Below are 20,787 nucleotides of genomic sequence, written 5' to 3'. Positions count from 1 at the left end.
CTTTTAGAGGATGGCGGCAGCCAAATAACCTTTGCTAACCGCCATGAATATTAAGAGTGTATTTAATTTAGGTTAATTCCGGCCTCCCTGGAGGCCGTATCAAAGCCGTTGGCTTGTCGGCCAGCCTGCAAATCGAGTGTATAAGTTAATAGGGTGTAGTCTTTCGGATCGGCTTTACAAATAAATCCCATCGAACGGGCAAATGTCTGCACGCGTTTATTGTCGGCGGACTCAATGGAATAAATTCGCTGCAAGCCCTGTTCTTTTGCGCAGTCGATCAGGCGCTTTAACATTAATCGACCTAGCCCCAATCCCTGCCAATCATCGCGGACCACAACTGCGCACTCGCAGGCTAGCCCGTCTGCATCTACGGCGTAATGTGCGGTAGCAACGGCCCTCTGCGCATGGTCGCTGGTGCAGAGTGCAATAAAGGCCTCATGAACTTGATGGTCGTTATCGGTGAGTAGCTCAATCAGCTTTTGGCTGGCTTTACAGCTGCCGCCGATAAAGCGGTCTCGCCGGGTTTCTGGAGATAAGTCTTCTATCAGTTCTTTCTCCAGTTGGCTATCACTGCGGCAGATGGGGCGTATTGATACCCTGCGCCCATTACCGAGAGTAATTAGTTCTATCTGGTGCTCATTACTGACATTGCTATTTTCTGACATGGCTGTGAGTATCCCGGCAGCACCTGGCTGCATCATCTTTGGTTCGCAACGGGGGTTGGATATCACAAAGATAGACGCTCAAGTTGCGAACGTGGAACTATGTTACGCTCGCTTGGCCTGGGTCCCCAACAACCCCTTTGTCTATGCCTATGAAGAGCAGTTTTAGCCGAGAGAACTATACAGTCAGTTTCATTATGTTATAGTGCTGCAGCTGATTTTTCTCAGCTGCGTCATTTGTAGGCCGGTGATCTACCGGTATCCCCCCGTGAACTTTTCTAAATTCTTCCCGGAACCCTCTACTGAATGCCGCGCGCCGGCTGGCCGGTGAATTGACGGCTGTGTGCATCGAGCCTCACTTGCTCTGGATGCCAACTCCGATTTTTCTATTTGCTCCTTCGTGGTGCGAATGTGTTTGATTGCGCCCAGGGCGCAGTTTGAGGTTATTTATGTTGTTTGAAGATCTGGGCCTTGCCCAGGAGATTGCCCGTGCCGTTGTAGAGCAGGGCTATACTGAGCCCACGCCAATCCAGGCCCAGGCCATTCCGGCGGTAATGAAGGGCAGTGATATTATGGCTGCAGCCCAGACGGGCACGGGTAAGACCGCCGGTTTTACATTGCCGCTGTTGCACCGCTTAAGCCAGGGAGAGCGTGCCAGAAAAGGGCAGGTGCGCGCATTGGTACTCACCCCAACTCGCGAGCTGGCCGCACAGGTGTTTGATAATGTGCAGAGCTATAGCCAGTACCTGCCAATGCGTCATGCGGTAGTTTTTGGTGGAGTGAAGATCAATCCCCAGATTTCCCGACTGCGAGGCGGTGCCGATATTCTAGTGGCGACCCCTGGTCGTCTATTGGACCTGCACAATCAAGGGGCAATCCGCTTTGATCGCCTGGAAGCCTTGGTCTTAGATGAAGCAGACCGCATGTTGGATATGGGCTTTATCCATGACATTAAGAGAGTGCTGAGGATCTTACCGGCCAAGCGTCAGAATCTACTCTTCTCGGCAACCTTTTCTCCTGAGATTCGCCAGCTAGCCAAAGGTCTGGTGAAGGACCCGCTGGAGATTGATGTCAGCCCGCGAAACTCCACTACCAAAACAGTACGACAGAAGCTCCACCCTGTGGATAAGGCTCGAAAAACAAAACTGTTAAGTCACCTGATTCGAGAGAATGGCTGGCATCAAGCACTGGTATTTAGCCGTACCAAACATGGGGCCAATCGGCTGGTGAAACAGCTCGAAGGAGATGGCATCCTGGCAGCGGCTATTCACGGTAATAAGAGCCAAAATGCGAGAACCCGGGCTCTGGCGGATTTTAAAGCTGGCAAGGTGCAGATCCTCGTTGCGACAGACATTGCTGCACGGGGTATCGATATCGATCAATTACCCCAGGTGGTAAATTTCGACTTGCCCAATGTTCCTGAAGATTATGTTCACCGTATCGGTCGTACAGGACGTGCGGGCGCCCAGGGGCAAGCCATGTCCCTTGTTAGTGCCGATGAAATTAAGCAGCTTCGCGATATCGAGCGCTTAATTGGTAAGCCAATTCCCCGCGAGGAAATCGAGGACTTTGAGCCAGATCATCAGTTGCCAGCCTCTGGCAACCCCAAGCGTGGCGGCCAGCAAAAACCTGGCGCCAGTAAACGCCCTGTAGGTTCCCGAAATAATGAGGGCGGACGAGATGCTCGTGGCAATAGCGATGAGCGCCGTGGTAATCGCGGAAGTGGTCGCGGTAAACCAGAAGGACGTGGAACCGTTGGTCGCAATAGCAATGCCACCGCAGGTAAAGGAAGCAATGGAAATCGCTCCGGCGGTACTGGCAGGGCTCGCAGCGCTGAATCGGGTCGCAGTGATGGCCAAAAACCACAGAGAGCTCCGAGACGCCGCCCCAGTAGAGGGCGTTCGGAAAGCGCTTAGCATTTTGAGTTGTTGGTAATAAAAAAGCGGCCTAGGCCGCTTTTTTTGTCTTTATTCGCTTTCACTTTTTTACCTTTCGTTAGAGTTATTGAGCTAAAAAATTATTTATTTCGAGTGTGTATTATGGATAGTATATTTTTTCTGTTTTTATTTTATATTGCACCGTAAGCAATAAAGATAATCTACACCTGGTTTTGGAACCAGCGTCTGCTTCTCATTGATTGTCCTTAATGTTTATTCCGAAGTTGATAACACTTCATATTCATAATCCTAGTTTGTGCTAAATTGCCCCCGCTTTTAAAGGCTAATTTACACAAGGAGATGTTGTTGTGAAGCTTAAATCACTCACAAAATATTTTGCTCTTCCCTCTGTAACATTTCTACTTACAGGTACTGTGAGTGCTGAAATTCAATTTCAGCCCACAGAATTTCACTCGTATGGATCAAAAACAGAGGCCATCGCTATTGCTGATTTAAATAATGATGGACTTGATGATGTTGTACTAACTACATCGAGTAATTTTGATCCAGAAAATGACTTTAAGCTAAAAGTGTTTCTACAGGACGAATTTGGTGGCCTGACTGAGTCTATTGATTACCCCCTTGCAGGTGGAGAGGCAAGTCTGCCTCAGTCTATTACCGTAGGTGATCTTGATCACGATGGTTTGAAAGATGTTATTGTCGGAGTTGGTGGCGGCGTAACTGAGCTATACCTGCAAGATCCTGCGAACGGTTTAGTATATGCGGAATCTTTGGATAACTCCTATTCTGAGCGAGTCGCAATTGCCGACCTTGGCAATAATAATAAAGGAATCCTTGGAGTTAGTTGGGAAGAGAATGGTGCTGTAATAACCCATAAAGTAGGGGAGCCACCTACCTTTGTGAGTACCGCTAGCGATCTAGCTATTGAAAGTCCAGGGCAGGTGGCACTGGGTGACGTGGATGGAGATGGTATAACAGATATTTCTCTAATTGCTAACGGTTCCCCCCAAAGTAGATTGGTTGTTCTAGCGCCGGATGATTCTTTGAGGTTGAATGAAATTACTAGTATTGAATTAGATGGAAATGCTGATGTCAATTATGATTTTAAAATAAAAGGAATCGCCATTGGCGACCTTAATAATGATGGCCGCAATGATATTTCAGTATCAATAGTTGGTGTGGGGCAGAATAATTCAAGAGTCGCTGTATATTACCAGGGAGAAGATAGCTTATTACAGCAACCTGAAACCCACAGTTTTGGAGGTCCTCCTGGAGAGCTTTTAATAAAAGATATTGATAATGATGGCCTTGCTGATTTAGTTGTCTTGCCAGCCAGTGGAGAGTTCTTAAGTATTTATCAGCAGCAAGATGATGGTACCTTGGCTTTGAGTGAACAAATTGCCATTCCTGGTGCAACTTATACTAGCCCCCAGAGTATGGCTAGTGGAGATATCAACGGGGATGGTATTGCGGATATCGTTGTTGCAAATCCGTTACAGGGATTGGTTATATTAAAAGGTGGTGCTGGGCATATCAACCAGCCACCCAAGGCGATCGCTGGTGAAAATCAAACTGCTGAAGGTAATTCGGCGGTATTGCTCGATGGTACTCTGTCTTCAGATTCCGACGGCAGTATTGTGGCTTACCGCTGGACACAGATTTCCGGTACTCCTGTTATCTTAGATGACTCTGGTAATGGTTTCGCTAGCTTTACCGCACCCTCCGAAATTACTGGAGTTGTACAGGAGTTAATTTTCGAGCTGGAAGTTGAGGATGACAAGGGTCTAAAGAATGCTAGCAAAGTGGTGGTTAGTGTTGGAACTAATTTGGCTCCTATAGTTTTGCTAGATCCAATAACGTCAGTTGTTTCTGGTGAAGAGGTTAAATTATCTGCAAGCAGTTCTTATGACCTTGATGGCTCAGTTATTAACTATCATTGGCGACAGTTATCAGGCTTGCCAGTTGAACTGAAAAATCTTGATGATGGAACCGTTTCATTTGTCACCCCAGTATTTTCTGGGGATAAAAAATATTGGAGGATTTTTGAGTTTGAGATTGAGGTTGAAGATAATGGTGGTTTGAAGAGTAAATCAATAGTTCCTATCTTTGTTGAAAGCATCGTTTTAGCTGCCCCTTATATAATCTCGAGTTACCAATTCGTTGACCCAGGTGAGGAAGTCTTGCTTCAAGGGTGGGTTGGGGATAATGACGGCCATATTGTAGATTATCGCTGGCGTTCACTCTCCGATATGGATATAGAATTGACAGCCCACGCCGACGGTAGCGCAAGCTTTATAGCACCCCAAATTCCTTGGGATGCAGAAATTACCCTGAAGTTTGAGCTTGAAGTCGAGGATAACGATGGCCTTACAGCCACGGGTTTATTTACTGTAATTGTTAAGCAGAATATGCCCCCAAATATTGGTGCTGGAACTATGAGAGTGGTTCAACCGAATACAAATGTGACTTTAGATGGTTCCTATTCAAATGATCCAGATGGATATATTGTGAGCCAACAATGGGAGCAAGTATCGGGTCCACCCGTTGAATTAGTAGACGATAATAATTTAATTGCCAAGTTTAAAGCTCCTGCAGAACCCGCTGTATTGTCATTTAAATTGAGTGTCACTGATGACAGAGGGGCGATAAGTCAAATGACCGTCAGCGTAGATGTTGAGTCAGCTCCCCCCAAAGTAATAAGCACTACTCAAGAAGTTGAGCCCGGTGAAAATGTCTTACTTGTTCCTGGCATTTCTTGGGATGTCCCTGGTGCGCATATTGTCGACTATCGCTGGAGTTCCCTCTCCGATAGGGGTATTGAATTGATAACTCACGCTGATGGTAGTGCGAGTTTTATAGCACCACAAAACCCGGGAAGTGAGTTTACTCTGGAGTTTGAGCTGGAGGTTGAAGATAACAATGGCCAAATAGTAACGAGTATATTTACGGTAATCGTAGAAGGAAATATTCCACCGTTTATGGTTGTTGCATATGGGGCTGTTGGCGGTGTTAAGATTAATACAATTTCGACCTTGAGCGGTGGGGCTTCAAGAGATCAGGATGGAACTATTGTGAGCCAGAAATGGGAGCAGGTATCTGGCCCTGCAGTTGAATTGATTGATGCGGACAAGCTGACTGCTTATTTTATGACACCAGCAGAGCCCGCCACTTTGTCTTTCAAATTCAGTATTACGGATGATGATGGAGCAACAACTGAAAAAACTATAACCTTAGAGGTTGAGGAGTAGATAATATTAAAAGTGAGCCCCAAGAGGGGCTCTTTGTATAATTACTGTTTTTTATAGTTTGCCATATAATCCAAAGTTAACAGGGTCAGCGCTTCAGTACCCTTACGCAAAGCATCTTCATCCACATAGAAAAGCGGTGAGTGATTGCTTGGGGCTTGGCTGGCATCCTGATCTCTTGGAGTTACCCCCAGGAAATAGAATAAGCCTGGGATTTCATTAGCGTAGTAGGAGAAATCCTCAGCTCCAGTAATTTTCGGGATTTCGATTACGTTCTTTTCGCCAACAACAGACCTCAAAATAGGCAGGGCCATTTCTGTCAGCTCTGCATTATTTATTGTTACCGGATAGCCCTCCAGAATCTCCACATCCGCGCTTGCCCCGGAGCTTTCAGCAATTAACTTAGCAGTGGTTTTTAAGCGTTTGAAAATTTCTGCACGGTTATCCATATCAAAATTACGGATGGTGCCGTTCAGATAGACACTGTCGGGAATGATATTGTTGCGGACACCACCGTCAATACGTCCGAAGGAAACGACTGCGGGCTCTTTAGTGATATCGATCTGGCGGCTGACAATGGCTTGGGTGCCCATTACGACTTGTGCAGCGGCGACAATAGGGTCCACTCCACTCCAGGGGCGTGAACCATGGGTTTGGCGGCCGTTGATAGTAATACGGAACTCATCGGCAGCGGCCATAAGCGGGCCCGAGCGATAGCCGATGACACCGGTGGGTAGTGAGGAAGTGACATGCTGGCCAAAGGCCACGTCCGGCTTGTACTTCTTGAAAATGCCCTCTTTGAGCATTAGCTCTGCGCCACCTTCTTCATTGTCCGGTGCGCCTTCCTCTGCAGGCTGGAATATAAACAAGACGTTTCCAGCCAGCTCATCGCGAAGGCCTGTCAGGACCTCGGCAGCGCCCATCAGCATGGCCACATGAGTATCGTGGCCACAGGCATGCATAACGCCAACATCTTTACCCTGGTAAGTGGTTCTGGCTTTGGAAGCGAAGGGCACATCGGTTCTCTCGGTGACTGGCAGAGCATCCATGTCCGCGCGCAAGGCAACAGTTGGCCCCGGTTTGCCGCCTCTCAAAAAGCCCACAAGGCCGGTATGGGCGATATCGGTTTCAACCTCAAGGCCCAGTGCACGTAGGTGTTTTTCAATATATTTGGCTGTTTCAAATTCGCGATTGCCCAGCTCTGGGTTCTGGTGCAGGTGGCGACGCCACTCAATTACTTTGGACTCAGTATTTTCCAGCAATTGCTGAGGCTTAGGGTCGCTTGCAAAGGTATGGGTAGCCAGCAACGATGCACCGATTGCGATGGGCAGGAGCAGTTTTTTCACAGCACAATTCCTTCATTCTCATTATCGTCGCCCGATTCTAACCCAGATTTTGCGCAACCGACTCCCTCGAGCTGGTTTGCCTTTACATATTTTGAAATTCCGTTGTTGACATGATGAACCGAACGGTTCAAGATGTTCTGCATAGATTGTGGAAAGAGCTGTAACCACAGGGCAATGAGGATGACAGGAGGTTCTCAAGATTTTCACGAGACTGGGTGATACTGATTGGTCATGGATTTGGCAAGCTGTTGTGCTCTGTTTCAGTAGGCACAATGGAATATCGAGCAATATCTGCGGGGTCCAAGATTATTGGTATTGCTGACCAATCATTTTGGACCTTAATGCGCGATTAAAGTAATGATTGGGAAAAATCAGAATGATTTAACTTGTAGAGTGCTCTATTTTTTTCTTAGAGGATAATTAACGAGTTAATTTATAGTGATAATAATAGGCAGGTTACTAATATATCTGTATGTCTTAGGCATATATAAATAATTATTCTATTTGTTGTTAGATTTACATCAACGTAAATTTGATATTTTCTTAACTCTGAAACCCTTCGGCAATCGCCTCTGTATTGGGGAGAGTAAGCTCTGCTTAATGATTGATTACTGCTAATTAAAAATAAGTGGTTCTTATAGCGTATAAAGTGATGATTTCTTATTGATGTCTCGGCCATATTTACGGTTTGGCTGATGGCATTAGTGTGCCTTTTTATCAAATTTTGTAGCTGATCATATTGGCTACTACGGGATTCTGTGGCCGTAAGTAAATACCCATTTGCTTAGGTTGTTGATTAATTATTTTCTATCAAGTTGTTTGAAGGAGCTGATTTAATGTCATCCCCCCAATTACCCTCGAATTGGGTCAGCCGTTATGCGGATTGGCTTATTCGATATCGATGGCTGGTAGCCATTGGCGCACTACTGTTAGCCTTCTTTGCGGTAAGCGGAGCAAGATTTCTGGGTTTCAACAATGATTACCGGGCATTCTTTAGTGAAGCTAATCCTCAACTACAAGCTTATGAGCAAATCCAGCGCACTTACACCAAGAATGACAATATTCTGTTTGCGGTAGTGCCTAAAGACGGAAATGCCTTTTCCAATGATGCCCTGGCAGCCGTAGAGGAGATGACGGAGAAATCCTGGTTGTTACCTTATGCGCTGCGGGTGGATTCAATTACCAACTTCCAGCACACCATTGCCGAGGAAGATGATCTCCTGGTACAGGACTTGGTGGAAAATGCCAGCAATTTAGATGCAGAAACCCTGGCCTCTATCAAGGCTGTAGCGCTGGCAGATCCCACCTTGAAGGAGCGCCTGGTAAATAGTGATGGTTCCGTTACAGGGATAAATATCACCTTCCAGCTTCCACAAAAATCCATGCATGAAACCCCTGAAGCGGCTGAAGCTGCACAGGCATTGATGGAAGAGATTGAAGAAAAATACGATGTAGAGGTCTATGCGACCGGTATTATTTTACTGAGTAATGCATTTTTTGAGGCCTCTCAGTCAGATATGAGCACCTTAGTTCCGCTCATGTACCTGGTGATTATTGCAGTTGTATTTTTGTTGGTGCGGAGCTTCAGTGCGACTTTTGCAGCGCTGTTGGTTATCGTCTTCTCCATGGCCGCAGGCATGGGTTTGGCCGGTTTTATCGGTGTTAAATTGACACCGCCATCCGCTTCTGCGCCCACCATTATTATGACTCTCGCAGTGGCGGATTCGATACATATATTGGTGAGTCTGTTTGCTGCAATGCGCCGTGGACTAAGCAAGCACGATGCAATTAAAGAGAGCTTGCAGCTCAACATGGGGCCTGTGTTCTTAACTTCGATCACTACCGCCATTGGCTTTCTGTCGATGAACTTTTCCGATGCGCCTCCCTTCCACGATCTGGGTAATATTACCGCGATGGGTGTGATGGTGGCCTTCTTCTTATCGGTTACCTTACTGCCTGCATTGATGGCGATACTGCCGGCCAAAAGTCGCGCCAGTGAATCCAAAATTGGACGCTCCATGGATACTCTGGGAGATTTTGTGATTCGCCGTCAGCGCCCGATACTACTGGCGGGAGTAATTGTCTCGTTGGGATTATTGGCAATGATTCCAAACAATGAGATTAATGATGACTTTGTTGGTTACTTTGATGAGTCTGTGGAGTTTCGAACTGATTCAGATTATATCAATGACAACCTCTCTGGTATTTACCAGCTGATTTACTCGATCGAATCCGGTGACAACAATGGTGTTAGCAATCCGGAGTTTCTTGCCAATCTGGAGCGTTTCACTGAGTGGATGCAGGCCCAGCCTGGGGTGCGCCATGTCAATACCATTGGCGATACTTTCAAGCGCTTGAACAAAAATCTGCATGCTGACGATCCTGCCTACTACAGGTTGCCTGAAGAGCAGGAATTGGCAGCCCAGTATTTGTTACTGTACGAGCTGTCTCTCCCCTATGGCTTGGATTTAAATAATCAGCTGAATGTGGCTAAGTCGTCGACGCAGATTATTGTAACTCTCGATAATCTCAAGTCGAAAGAACTCAAATCGGTAGCTGATGCCGGCAGTAATTGGCTGGAGAAAAACATTGGTGTAACTGCCTATGGCGTAGGTCCGGCGATCATGTTTGCCAATATTGCCGAGCGCAATATGGAGGGCATGTTGGTGGGCACTCTGGTTGCGCTGGTGTTAATTTCTGCACTGATTGGTATTGCCCTGCGCAGTGTCAAACTCGGTTTCTTAAGCTTAATTCCCAATTTGTTGCCGGCCGGCCTGGCATTTGGCCTCTGGGGTGCACTGGTAGCTGAAGTCAATGTGGCTGTCACTATGGTGACCGGTATGGCACTGGGTATTGTGGTAGATGATACAGTGCACTTCCTCAGTAAATACCTGCGCCAGCGCCGTGCAGGCTATAACGTGGAGGACGGACTGCGTTACGCCTTCTCTTCAGTGGGTGTAGCGATAGTTGTGACCTCAGTCATTCTGATTGCCGGATTTATGGTGTTGGCCCAGTCCTCCTTCGGTATGAATTCTTCCATGGCACTTCTGACCGCAATTTGCATTTTGATGGCCTTGCTGGCGGATTTCCTACTTCTTCCGATTCTCTTGATGAAGCTCGATGCCAAGGCATACGACCCCGCTATTACCCCTATTGAAAATAAGGAGCAAAACTATGCAACCCAGCCGCTCTAATAAACCGTTTTTGACACGGGCCCTAGCAGGTGCCCTGGCTCTGGCAGCTTTCTCTGTTTCTGCCAGTGAACTGGACCTGGCCGCAGAAAAAGGTCTGGAAATTGCCAAGGAGGCGGACCGCCGCGACTTGGGATTCGGTGATCTTAGCAACAGCCTTACAATGACCCTGCGCAATAAATATGGTGAGGAGAGTGTGCGGGCTATGCGCACTAAAACTCTGGAGCAGAAAAACGACGGTGATAAATCCCTGGTGATTTTTGACAACCCTCGGGATGTAAAGGGTACAGCATTTTTGTCCTTTACCCATAAAGTGGGCTCCGATGATCAGTGGCTCTATTTACCTGCTTTAAAGCGAGTAAAGCGTATTTCCTCCAGCAACAAGTCTGGCCCATTTATGGGTAGTGAATTCTCCTATGAAGATATCGCCTCACAGGAGGTGGAGAAGTACACCTACAAATATTTACGCAACGAGTCTTTCGATGGCCGCGATCACTTTGTTCTGGAGTTGGATCCGGTTGATCCTAAATCTGGTTATTCCATTCAACACCTTTGGGTTGATACAGAGGAGTACCGCGCATGGAGAACGGATTACTATGATCGAAAAGGGGACCTGATGAAGACCCTTACAATTTCCGACTACAACCAGTACGGCGATCAATACTGGCGAGCCAATAAAATGGAAATGGTTAATCACCAGACCGGTAAATCCACGGAGTTGTTGTATGGCGACTGGGTATTTGGCAATGGTTTTACCGATCGCGACTTCACCAAAAATAGTCTCTCCAGGGCGAAATAGGGATTGCGCCCATGGTTAACCAAAAAATACTCATTTTGTTGCCACTATTGGCGGCGCTGAGTCATACGGCTGGAGCGGATGAGTTGAGCGGTTATGCGGGCCTGGAGGCCCGCGCATTCACCGCAGCCCCTTTGGATTCAGCACAAAGTGATGCCGGTCTTTCTGCGTCTTTAAATCTCGAGTACTACCGGGATTTTGACGATGGAAACCAGCGTGTTGTGGCCAGTGTCTTTGGGCGCTGGGACAGTGAGGATAGCGATCGCAATCACGCGGATCTCGGCGAGCTTTACTGGTGGAAAGCTTACGATAGTTTCGAGCTTTACGCCGGGGTGCGCAAAGTATTTTGGGGAGTTACTGAAACCGTGCACTTGGTGGATGTGATTAACCAGGATGATGCACTGGAAAATATCGACGGTGAAGACAAGCTGGGCCAACCCATGATTAACCTCCTGATGGAGCGTGATTGGGGAACACTGGAAGTGTACGGTTTACTGGGTTTTCGCGAGCGTCAATTTGCTGGCCGGGAAGGGCGATTGCGTGCGCCGCTGCTGGTGGATGAGGATGCTGCGGTCTATCAATCTGACCGGGAGGAGAAGCATATAGATTGGGCCTTGCGTTACAGCCATGTACTTGGAGATTGGGACCTGGGCCTCAGCCATTTTTCCGGTACTAATCGGGATCCATTGTTATTGCTTACGGAAGATGGCTTGCTTGCGCCTTACTATGCACAGATCGATCAGACGGGTGTGGACATTCAAACTACCCGTGGAGATTGGTTGTGGAAGTTTGAAGCTATTTCATTTAAACCTCGCGGTGAAGATCGCCAGACAGCGGCTGTCGGTGGTTTCGAATATACATTTTATGGTATTGGCGAAACGGTCTCAGATCTTGGGGTATTAATGGAGTATCAATTTGATGATCGTACCGGACCTTGGTCTACGGCCAGTCAAAATGACATTGCGATAGGTGCGCGATACGCTCTCAATAATACTCAGGATACGGAGCTTTTATTTGCCGTAAGCACCGATTTGGATAACGGTAGTCGTTTTTCCAATCTGGAACTGACCCACCGACTTAATGATCGCTGGTTAATGGAAGCAGAAGCGCGTTTTTTCGGTAATGCCGATGAAGAAGACCCTACCTACAATTTGCGCAACGACGACTATTTTCAGTTGGAATTACGTCGCTATTTTTAAAAGTTAATTCTCACAGGAATACCCCCATTCCCACCCCAAAGAGGCAAGAAGTTTTGGGGTGGGCTTTTTTTAGGGAAGTGTATACTGGTCCAGAATTGTGGATAGCTGTTGGTAACTGTTTTTGCCTGCTGTGGTACTGCCCGTGCCTTTATTCAGGGCCACTACGCCACGGCTTACCGCCATAACCATCGCGGCGAGGGCGGCACAATCGACACCGGCCTGCAATTGGCCATCGTCAATAGCCTTTTGCATACGGGTTTCGATCCGGTTCAGCATATCATTGGTACCCTTGGCTACCAGGTCAGCGAGAAATCCTTCACTGGCACCCACCTCCATTGCTGCCATAGTAGCGATACAGCCTTCAGGAGTTTCAGAGCTCTCCATACCAGACTGAAGCATTTCCAGGAAGCCGCCCATGGCTGTGCGGAAGTTCGGGTGGTTCAAGGTATCCATAGCATCGCAGGCGTATTGGGTGTGGAAATGTTCCAGACAGCGGCCATACAACCCTTCCTTGCTTTGGAAGGTGTTGTAGATACTGGATTTATTCAGTCCCATGGCCGATTCAAGATCCGACAAGGAAGTTGCTTTGTAGCCTTTTTCCCAGAAAACGCGCATGGCCTTGTCTAGTACTTGTGACTCATCGAACTGCTTGCGCCCACTCATTTATCGTTACCAAACCTCAAAAAAATGATAGTGACATATCAATCTGGGGTGGGCAAGACGAGAGGGGGAGAGTCTCGAAATTATAGGGGTAAATAGGTTTTGGCATGAATAATCCAGCGGATTTGCCGCTCCATGAATAGGTGGTCAGCTTATTTTGTACAAAGGCCTGGTGCTGACTAATGGGCCCCTTTTAACTGGTTGCTCTTAAGTGACCAGCTCGTCTTAACCTTTGATTGTTGTTGCCCCGAGGTGGAGTCAGGGCTACCTGCTTGCGGTTCCTAAAAATAGATATTTAACCTATGATTTCGGCCGCGAATGAATAGAGAAGGAATAGGAAATTATGGGTATTTTTGATAAAGCCAAGGAACTCGGTGAAAGGGTCAATGAGTCCGTAACCGCTTTTAGCAGTGATGAAGTAATAGCCAATACCGTTATCAAAGCGGTTGAGAAGCAGGAGAAGGTGAATGCCATTCTCAAAGCCAGGGGATGCAATTATCGTGTTGCGGACATCGATCTGGGGATGGGCATTCCACCAACAGTGACTTTTGGGGTGAGGCGAGTTGATGAGCTGGCAGAAAAAAAGGCTAATGAAAATGGTGTCATGACTTCACCTGCGCCTGAAGAACCCGCCTTATAGTTACCGACTCTCTCAATGACGGTTCCGGAAATTTTATAAAGCGATATTGGAATAAACATTATGAGAATAGTGCGTAGCAGAAAATTTACCGGTAGTAAGCCCTGGGAATCGCAACTTATCGCAAATATGAACGGGATTACCACTAAACTGCATTGGACTAATAAACCTTATATTTGGCATATCAATGATGGCCAGGAAGTCTTTGCTGTTCTCGATGGTCAAGTAGAAATGTTTTACAAAGTGGCAGGTAGAACCGAATCGGAACTTCTTGGACCTGGTGATATATTCCACGCTTCCGAGGGTACGGAACATGTAGCTCATCCTGTTGGTGAGGCTCGCATTCTGGTTGTGGAATCTGAGGGAAGTGTTTAGATAAATCTTTTTCTTTCTGAAAAAAACACATTTTACTAGAAATTATTCTTGATTATGTGCGACTGTGATTAACCCTTACGAAGCTGATTGCCTAGGTCGGGAAGCGAAATATTAACTGCTGTGTATTCCGTTCCGCACGTATATGACGGATTATGACGATTTATTGTCATTTTTATACCATTATTTTTGCAAAATTTGCGATAATATTGGCGGTTTTCTTTGAGCGTTCTTATTTGTCCCGGTTGGGAAAGCAGTCTGTATTTTTTGCAAAAAAAAGGGTGGTTTTTTCTTTGCCTGATATGACGAAATATGGATCACCTAAAAATTTCGGATTGGTAAATTTATCCACATAAACAGTAAGTAATGAAAACGATTGTTGTCAAAAATTTCTAACCAATAAAGGGAGTCTAGAATGCTGGAATTAAGACCGAATTGTGAGAGTTGCGATAAAGATCTCCCCCCTAATTCTGTAGAGGCGATGATCTGTACTTATGAGTGTACCTTTTGTAAGTCCTGTGTTGAGGAGATTTTGAGCAATGTCTGTCCCAATTGTGGTGGTGGATTTTGCCCTCGTCCGGTACGGCCGCAAGTGGCGAGACGCCAAGGGGTGGGGATTCAATTTCAGCCTGCATCGCAAAAGCGGGTTTTGAGTCGCTACAGTAAAGAGGAGATGCGAGATTTTGCTGCATCGCTGAAGGCGGTAGCCCCAGAGGCGCGCTAAAGTTTTGCTTAAACTTAAATAAGCTCTTTCCTGTGACCAATCAAAAGCTTGCAGTCTAATTATTGTGGTTACTCGGTATTTTACTGCAAATATGTCAGAGGCTCTCTGGGTTAACCGGTTTCTTTTTGGGTTGAATGGTCCGGTAGGAATACTTTTGGGGCTGGCAATATCTTCTCTGACACCGTAACTTATATTCCTTTTTTTTGGGGATCTGAACAGGGATAACTATGACGAGTATCGTAGCGGATATCGGCGGCACCAACGCCCGTTTTGCGATAGCCAAGCCAATTGCAGAGGGCTATCAGCTAGAGGGGCTGAAAGTAGTGGACTGCAAACGCTTTGAAGGATTTGATGCTGCGTTGCAGCATTGGCTCGATAGCCTCGATCAACCCAGGCCAGAGAAAGTGTGTATTGCTGCTGCAGGCCCGCTGGAGAAGACTCCCTCTGGAAAGCGCGTTTATATGACCAACCTGGGCTGGAGCATTGATGCAACGGCCCTGGCCGAGGAATTTCAGTTCCCCCATCTGGAGCTGATTAATGATTTTGCCGCGCTGGCTCAGTCACTACCGCGCCTGTCCAGTAGTGATTATACCGTGCTGAGGGATGTGCCTCGTCCACAGGGTGCGCCCATGGTAGTACTGGGTCCGGGAACCGGCCTTGGCGTGGCAGGCCTAGCCGAGGCAGATGGCCGCTATCATGTGCTTGCCGGCGAGGGTGGCCATGCCAACCTGACAGTATCCACTGAACGCGAACTGCAACTGCTACAGATCCTGATGAAGAGCCGCTGTCCGGTTTTTAATGAGTGGGTTCTTTCTGGCAGCGGATTGGTGAACCTTTACCGAGCCGTGTGTGAGTTAAATGGCCGTACTCCTGAGGCACTGACACCGCCGGATGTGAGCGCCCGTGGCCTGGATAATACCGATCCTATGTGTCGTGAAACCCTGCTGGATTTCCTCAATTTCCTTGGCAGTGCCGCGGGAGATGCTGCGCTGTATATGGGGGCTCGCGGTGGTGTTTTCCTGGGAGGGGGCATCCTGCCTCGGATCGCTGAGCTACTGCCAGAAAGTGAGTTCGAACAGCGCTTCCTTAACAAGGGTCGGGTTGCACCGTGGCTGGAAGCCGTGCCGGTATATGCCTTGAATGCCGGTTACCAAGCTCTAATCGGTGCTGCGGTGCAGTTAGAAGGCTGATTTGCCTATTTTGCCCCTGAAAAGAGGAGATCAACCATTTCGGGGGCGCTACAAAAATAGTTGAGAGGATACTCAGGACCCCCTTACCCCTGGCCTCCAGGAGGTTTCACAGTGTTGAAGCTATAAATCCCTTTTTCGCCTTTCCTGTCAGGTATCTTTTACGTTAACTCTATCGCGTACAATTAAGCGGCATTGCCGCGTGACAGCAGTCACAGTTTCTCCCACCTCCTCCCCCCTCAGGGGAGGATGTTATGGATTAGGGGCCGCCCTAGGATGCAGGGTCTCAACATAACGATAAGTCCAGGGAGAAGATGATGAGTCTATCCAATAAAGGTAAAGGGGCGCTCAGACCCACTTTGCTATCTGCTGCCATCGCGGCCTCCGTGTCCACCTCGGTTGGGGCCTATGCGCAGGAGCAGGAAACACTGGAAGAAGTAACAGTTACCGGTATTCGCACCAGCGTTTTGGACTCCGTTGAAGCCAAGCGCGCCGCCGATGTGGTGGCCGATGTGGTAGATGCGGGCGCTCTGTCATCTCTTCCCGACCAATCAATCGCCGATGCCTTGGGCCGCTTGCCCGGCGTAACCACCGTGCGATCCAACGGTCAGTCCTCACAGCTAAATATCCGCGGTATGAACGGCGACTTCCTGCAGACCACCCTGAATGGTCGTGAGCAGGCCTCTACCAGTGGATATACCGAAAGTACTCGCTGGATATCTTTTGACCAGTACCCAGCTGAGCTGATTAATCAGGCCGCGGTCTACAAGACTCCGAAAGCCTCTCATATTGAAGGTGGTGTAGCGGGCTCTGTAGAGCTGAAAACAGCCAATCCTCTCGACGCCGAGAAAGAACACAACTTTAATGCCAATGTGCGTATGTCGTTTAACGACGCAGCAGACGATGTCGGTGCCGACGAATTCGGTGAGCGCGTCACGCTGTCGTACATGGGTAAATTTATGGATGACAAGGTGGGCGTCGCCCTGGGTTATTCCCACCTTGAGCAGCCGAACAACTTTACCAAAGCTCGTGCAGGTGCTGACGATCAGCTCGGATATTTCACTGGAACTACGGAAGATGAAGAGGAAGTAAATGTACCTCGAGCCTACCAATGGCAGGCTGGAACAGGTACAGATACTCGCGATGGCTATCTGGCCAGTGTTGTATTCCAGCCTACAGATAACTTCAAGGCTCAGCTTGACTATTTCAAGTCTGAATTTGAACGGATTGATACTCGCCACGGTATTACTGTTGGCAATTTAGAAAAGACCGATGGTTACACCCTTAATGGAATGGTAAATGGGGGAGTTGCAACCTCAGGCACGGCAACTGTCACCGATACAACTATTGGTCCCTGGTTTGAAGCGCGCTCTGAAGATCAATCCACCCAGGCAGACAGCGACAGTATTGGCTTGAATTTGGAGTGGAGTTTTGCTGATCAGCATACTTTAACTTTCGATTATTCATACAGCGAAGGCACCAAGACTCGCAAGGACCAGATTGTGTCCATGCATGCGTATGATTTGGGGTATGACGGTAGCGGTGAACTGGAGACTTGGCAGGAATCGGCAAATCAAAGCTTTGCTTACTCAATGAAAGGTGATGGTATACCTTCAGCTGCTTTTACTGGGGTAGATTTTACTGACCTGGATACCATGCGTCTTTCTCGATATGAAGAGTATCCTCACGAGTACACTGACGAGGTTGAAGCCTTCAAACTGGACTACCAATTTGATTTGGAATGGGGAGCGATCGCCTCTATTGAAGCTGGTCTTCGTTACTCTGAGAGAACTTTTGATTCTGACCGTGGAACCTTCCTGTATGGTAGTCGCGATGGGCAGTATAACGGTTACTGTGAAGACAACCTTTCAGAAATTGAATGTATGCCACAGGAGCTGGATGGTTTCGTAAAAGTTCAATCCGTTGAAGGTGCTCCCGATCATTTCGTTATCACTGACATGGATGGTCTTGCGTCAAGCATTTTTGGTGCTGGTAACTACCATGGTGTAAAAACTTTCAGTAATGGTAAGGATTGGACTTACATTGAGTCCGGTGCAGTAACTGAAGAAGTGTTCGCCTACTATGCGATGGCGAATATTGATACCCAATTGGGAAGTATACCCGTAACCGGTAACTTTGGAGTGCGTGTTGTCGAAACAGACGTTAAATCAAAGGGTATCCAAAAAATAGGTGATGGCCTTGGTACCGCGATCACTGATGATCTGGGTGTGACTAGCACCGACTATGGTCATGTCGAGTATGGCCCTGAATATACTGATACCTTGCCTTCATTAAATTTAAACTTTGAGTTATCAGAACAAGATTACATTCGCTTCGCTGCTGCAAAAGTTATGGGGCGCCCACCGGTTGGTCAGCTAAAGGGCGGTGCAGGTTCTTGGAACTCAGCGGGAGAGAATGATTATAATGTTTGGACCAAAGGATCTCCCTACCTCGATCCCTTCCGTGCGAATCAATTTGACTTAGCTTATGAACACTACTTTGAAGATGGTGGCGCGGTTACTGCAGCAATCTTCTGGAAAGATATCGAGAGCCTGATCGAGAAGCAGTATATTTACCTCGACAGCCAATCTGAGCGTACAGCCTTGTTTGAATCTTTAGGTATCGATGTTCCGGAAGGCTTTGAAGCTGGTGCATTTGAAACCTACGTGAATAATAATAAGGGTGGCTATATTCGCGGCATTGAGCTGGCTGGTACCAAAACCTTTGATCAGCTCCCAGGAATTCTATCTGGGCTAGGTATGACCGCTAGTTATTCTTACACAGAAAGTGAGACTGAGGTTACCGGTGGTAATCTCGCTGGCGAGACAATGCCTTTGCCAGGCCTGTCTGAGAACGTCTGGAGTACTACAGTATTTTGGGATGTTGGGAACTTCAGCAGTCATGTAAATGTGCGCTATAGAGACGAATTTACAGAAGTAATGCCAATCCCTGGTAGCTCTACAGTAGTTCCGGCTCGTGAATATACAACTGTGGATGCACAAATATCCTATGCCTTTGATAATGGTATTGATGTTGTTTTATCCGGTAATAACTTGACGAATGAAGCTGATGTGAAATCTTATGGCGTAGATGGCGTCCTCGGTGAATACACTGAGTTTGGGCGTCAGTTCTACCTCGGCTTGAATTATAGCTACTAAGTATCGCTGATTCTTTCGGTGTAAAACTGAAGGTGTGATAAGAAACCGCCCGCTGAGCTACGCTTGCCGGGCGGTTTTTTTTAAATATTAAAGGGCCCGACAATAAGTGCGGTGCCGAATTTTTGAGAGTCGCCATGAGCAATCAATGTAAAAAAATAATTATTCTTGGCGGGGGTACCGCTGGCTGGATAACCGCCAATCTGATGGCGACCCATTGGCAGAATAAAGGGTTTGAAATCACCCTGGTGGAATCACCGGATATTGGAATTATCGGTGTGGGGGAGGGATCAACTCCGCCACTAAAGGGTTTTATGGAGACTATAGGAGTTAGCGAATCGGAGTGGATGCCTGCTTGTAACGCTACTTACAAGGTCGGTATTACCTTTAGGGAGTGGTCGGTCAAACCGGGCTTTACCGAGTATGTTCATCCCTTTGTCGGCCAGCCGGACCAATTTACTATCCCGGCATTTTTTCATAATAGTTATCTGCGCAGGAAGGGGGTTGACCTGGAGGGACACCCGGACCACTTCTTTCTGGCCACAGAGATGATCCGACAAAAATTATCTCCAGTCGCACCGGAAAACTTCCCTTTTGAAATTGCCTATGGTTACCATTTTGATTCTGGTTTATTGGGCCAGTTCCTGCGGGGTGTTGCCGAAAAAAAAGGCGTTCGCTATAAGGTGGCGACAGTGGCTGGCGCCATGCTCGATGCACAGGGAAATATTGATCACCTGAAAACTACTGATGGTGAGGTTCTCAAAGCGGATCTGTATGTGGACAGTTCCGGCTTCCGTGGAAGTCTTATACAACAATCCTTGAAGGTTCCTTTTATTAGTAGCGCTGATAGTCTGTTTAACGATTCTGCGGTTGTATTTGCTACGGACCAGGAAAGGGAGTATGCACCGCACACTATTTCTACTGCGATGAAATATGGCTGGGCCTGGAAAATCCCACTGACTAATCGCAATGGCAACGGCTATGTTTATAGCTCTCGCTTTGTCGACGATGACAAGGCAGAAACGGAATTTCGTGCTCACTTGGGGTTGTTGGACAGTGATGTCGAGGCGCGTAGATTAAAGTTCAAGGTGGGACGGGTTGCCCAACACTGGGCCAAGAACTGCTTGGCGGTGGGGCTCTCTCAGGGCTTTATTGAGCCTTTGGAGGCAACGGCGTTGGATATGGTTCAGGAGACTGTTGTGCGCTTTATAGAGGCCTATAACAATGGTGATCATACAGATAAGTATAGAGATGACTTTAATAATCGTATCAGCGCTCGTTTTGATGCGGTGCGGGACTATATCGTCTGTCACTACCGTATTAGTTCGAGAACAGATACGGATTATTGGATTGCCAATGGCACTAATGAAAAGATATCTCCCTCCCTGCGTTCAATCTTGATGTCCTGGATGGCAGGCAAGAATATTACTGATGAACTACTGGATCAAAAACTGGATGTCTATTTCCCGAATGTATCCTGGAATTGCCTGTTGACCGGGAAGGGTGTTTATCCGAGCCAGGAGCAATTACGATCGGGGAATGAACTCGCACATAAGTATAAAATTGAGGAGATCAAGGATTTTAATCGCCGTTGCGCCCTTAATTTTAAATCTCATTTACAGCAGCTTCATTTATTGTCGTTGGGAGATGGTGGCTGAATTAATGGGAAGTGTAAAAAGCCCTGCAATAGGCAGGGCTAAAAATCGATAAGAAGT

The 20,787-nt window shown here is 47.4% G+C and carries 14 protein-coding genes; 11 read left to right on the top strand and 3 right to left on the bottom strand.

The features are described 5' to 3' along the window. Positions 1-62: 62 nt before the first annotated feature. On the bottom strand, positions 63-665 hold the full coding sequence (locus ACJJIO_RS07645) for a GNAT family N-acetyltransferase (RefSeq protein ID WP_444882947.1): 603 nt from the start codon (positions 663-665) through the stop codon (positions 63-65). A 446-nt stretch (positions 666-1,111) separates the two neighbouring features. Between ACJJIO_RS07645 and ACJJIO_RS07640 the strand changes: the two genes are divergently transcribed. Next, on the top strand, positions 1,112-2,578 hold the full coding sequence (locus tag ACJJIO_RS07640) for a DEAD/DEAH box helicase (protein WP_444910657.1): 1,467 nt from the start codon (positions 1,112-1,114) through the stop codon (positions 2,576-2,578). A gap of 329 nt (positions 2,579-2,907) precedes the next feature. Further along, a complete protein-coding gene (locus ACJJIO_RS07635) occupies positions 2,908-5,808 on the top strand; it encodes a PKD domain-containing protein (protein WP_444910656.1) in 2,901 nt (966 codons plus the stop codon). A 41-nt stretch (positions 5,809-5,849) separates the two neighbouring features. Here ACJJIO_RS07635 and ACJJIO_RS07630 read toward each other — a convergent pair whose 3' ends face one another. Beyond that, positions 5,850-7,151 (bottom strand): amidohydrolase, encoded by a 1,302-nt coding sequence (locus tag ACJJIO_RS07630; protein ID WP_444887357.1) that lies wholly within the window; start codon positions 7,149-7,151, stop codon positions 5,850-5,852. An 836-nt stretch (positions 7,152-7,987) separates the two neighbouring features. Between ACJJIO_RS07630 and ACJJIO_RS07625 the strand changes: the two genes are divergently transcribed. The 3 genes from ACJJIO_RS07625 to ACJJIO_RS07615 are packed head-to-tail and all read left to right on the top strand — an operon-like array spanning position 7,988 to position 12,337. Further along, complete coding sequence (locus ACJJIO_RS07625; RefSeq protein ID WP_444910655.1) at positions 7,988-10,345, top strand: efflux RND transporter permease subunit; 2,358 nt, start codon at positions 7,988-7,990, stop codon at positions 10,343-10,345. Then, positions 10,326-11,141: an outer membrane lipoprotein-sorting protein gene (locus ACJJIO_RS07620; protein ID WP_444887356.1), complete on the top strand. Its 816-nt coding sequence runs from the start codon at positions 10,326-10,328 to the stop codon at positions 11,139-11,141. The genes ACJJIO_RS07625 and ACJJIO_RS07620 overlap by 20 nt, the downstream gene beginning before the upstream one ends. 11 nt (positions 11,142-11,152) lie before the next feature. After that, on the top strand, positions 11,153-12,337 hold the full coding sequence (locus tag ACJJIO_RS07615) for a hypothetical protein (protein WP_444889241.1): 1,185 nt from the start codon (positions 11,153-11,155) through the stop codon (positions 12,335-12,337). Positions 12,338-12,406: 69 nt separating this feature from the next. Here ACJJIO_RS07615 and ACJJIO_RS07610 read toward each other — a convergent pair whose 3' ends face one another. Then, on the bottom strand, positions 12,407-13,000 hold the full coding sequence (locus ACJJIO_RS07610) for a TetR/AcrR family transcriptional regulator (RefSeq protein WP_444887354.1): 594 nt from the start codon (positions 12,998-13,000) through the stop codon (positions 12,407-12,409). Positions 13,001-13,340: 340 nt separating this feature from the next. On the opposite strand from ACJJIO_RS07610, the gene ACJJIO_RS07605 reads away from it, so the two are divergent. The 6 genes from ACJJIO_RS07605 to ACJJIO_RS07580 all read left to right on the top strand — a co-directional run bounded on the left by ACJJIO_RS07605 (position 13,341) and on the right by ACJJIO_RS07580 (position 20,730). Next, positions 13,341-13,637 (top strand): hypothetical protein, encoded by a 297-nt coding sequence (locus ACJJIO_RS07605; protein ID WP_444910654.1) that lies wholly within the window; start codon positions 13,341-13,343, stop codon positions 13,635-13,637. A 60-nt stretch (positions 13,638-13,697) separates the two neighbouring features. Beyond that, entirely contained in the window at positions 13,698-14,009 is a 312-nt protein-coding gene (locus ACJJIO_RS07600) for a cupin domain-containing protein (RefSeq protein ID WP_444910653.1), read from the top strand. Between the two features lie 412 nt (positions 14,010-14,421). Continuing rightward, on the top strand, positions 14,422-14,730 hold the full coding sequence (locus tag ACJJIO_RS07595; RefSeq protein ID WP_444887351.1) for a DUF1272 domain-containing protein: 309 nt from the start codon (positions 14,422-14,424) through the stop codon (positions 14,728-14,730). A gap of 227 nt (positions 14,731-14,957) precedes the next feature. Next, the gene (gene glk, locus ACJJIO_RS07590; protein ID WP_252083507.1) at positions 14,958-15,920 is read left to right on the top strand and encodes a glucokinase; all 963 of its coding nucleotides are present in this window, start codon (positions 14,958-14,960) and stop codon (positions 15,918-15,920) included. 314 nt (positions 15,921-16,234) lie between these two features. Further along, on the top strand, positions 16,235-19,075 hold the full coding sequence (locus ACJJIO_RS07585) for a TonB-dependent receptor (protein WP_444910652.1): 2,841 nt from the start codon (positions 16,235-16,237) through the stop codon (positions 19,073-19,075). Positions 19,076-19,209: 134 nt separating this feature from the next. Beyond that, positions 19,210-20,730, top strand: a complete 1,521-nt coding sequence (locus tag ACJJIO_RS07580) for a tryptophan halogenase family protein (RefSeq protein ID WP_444910651.1) — start codon at positions 19,210-19,212, stop codon at positions 20,728-20,730. Positions 20,731-20,787 lie beyond the last annotated feature (57 nt).

The sequence above is a fragment of the Microbulbifer mixtoriginis (SeqCode) genome (genome assembly GCF_052467235.1).
The sequence above is the reverse complement of the archived record's forward strand: the minus strand, read 5'-3'. Positions and strand labels throughout refer to the sequence as shown.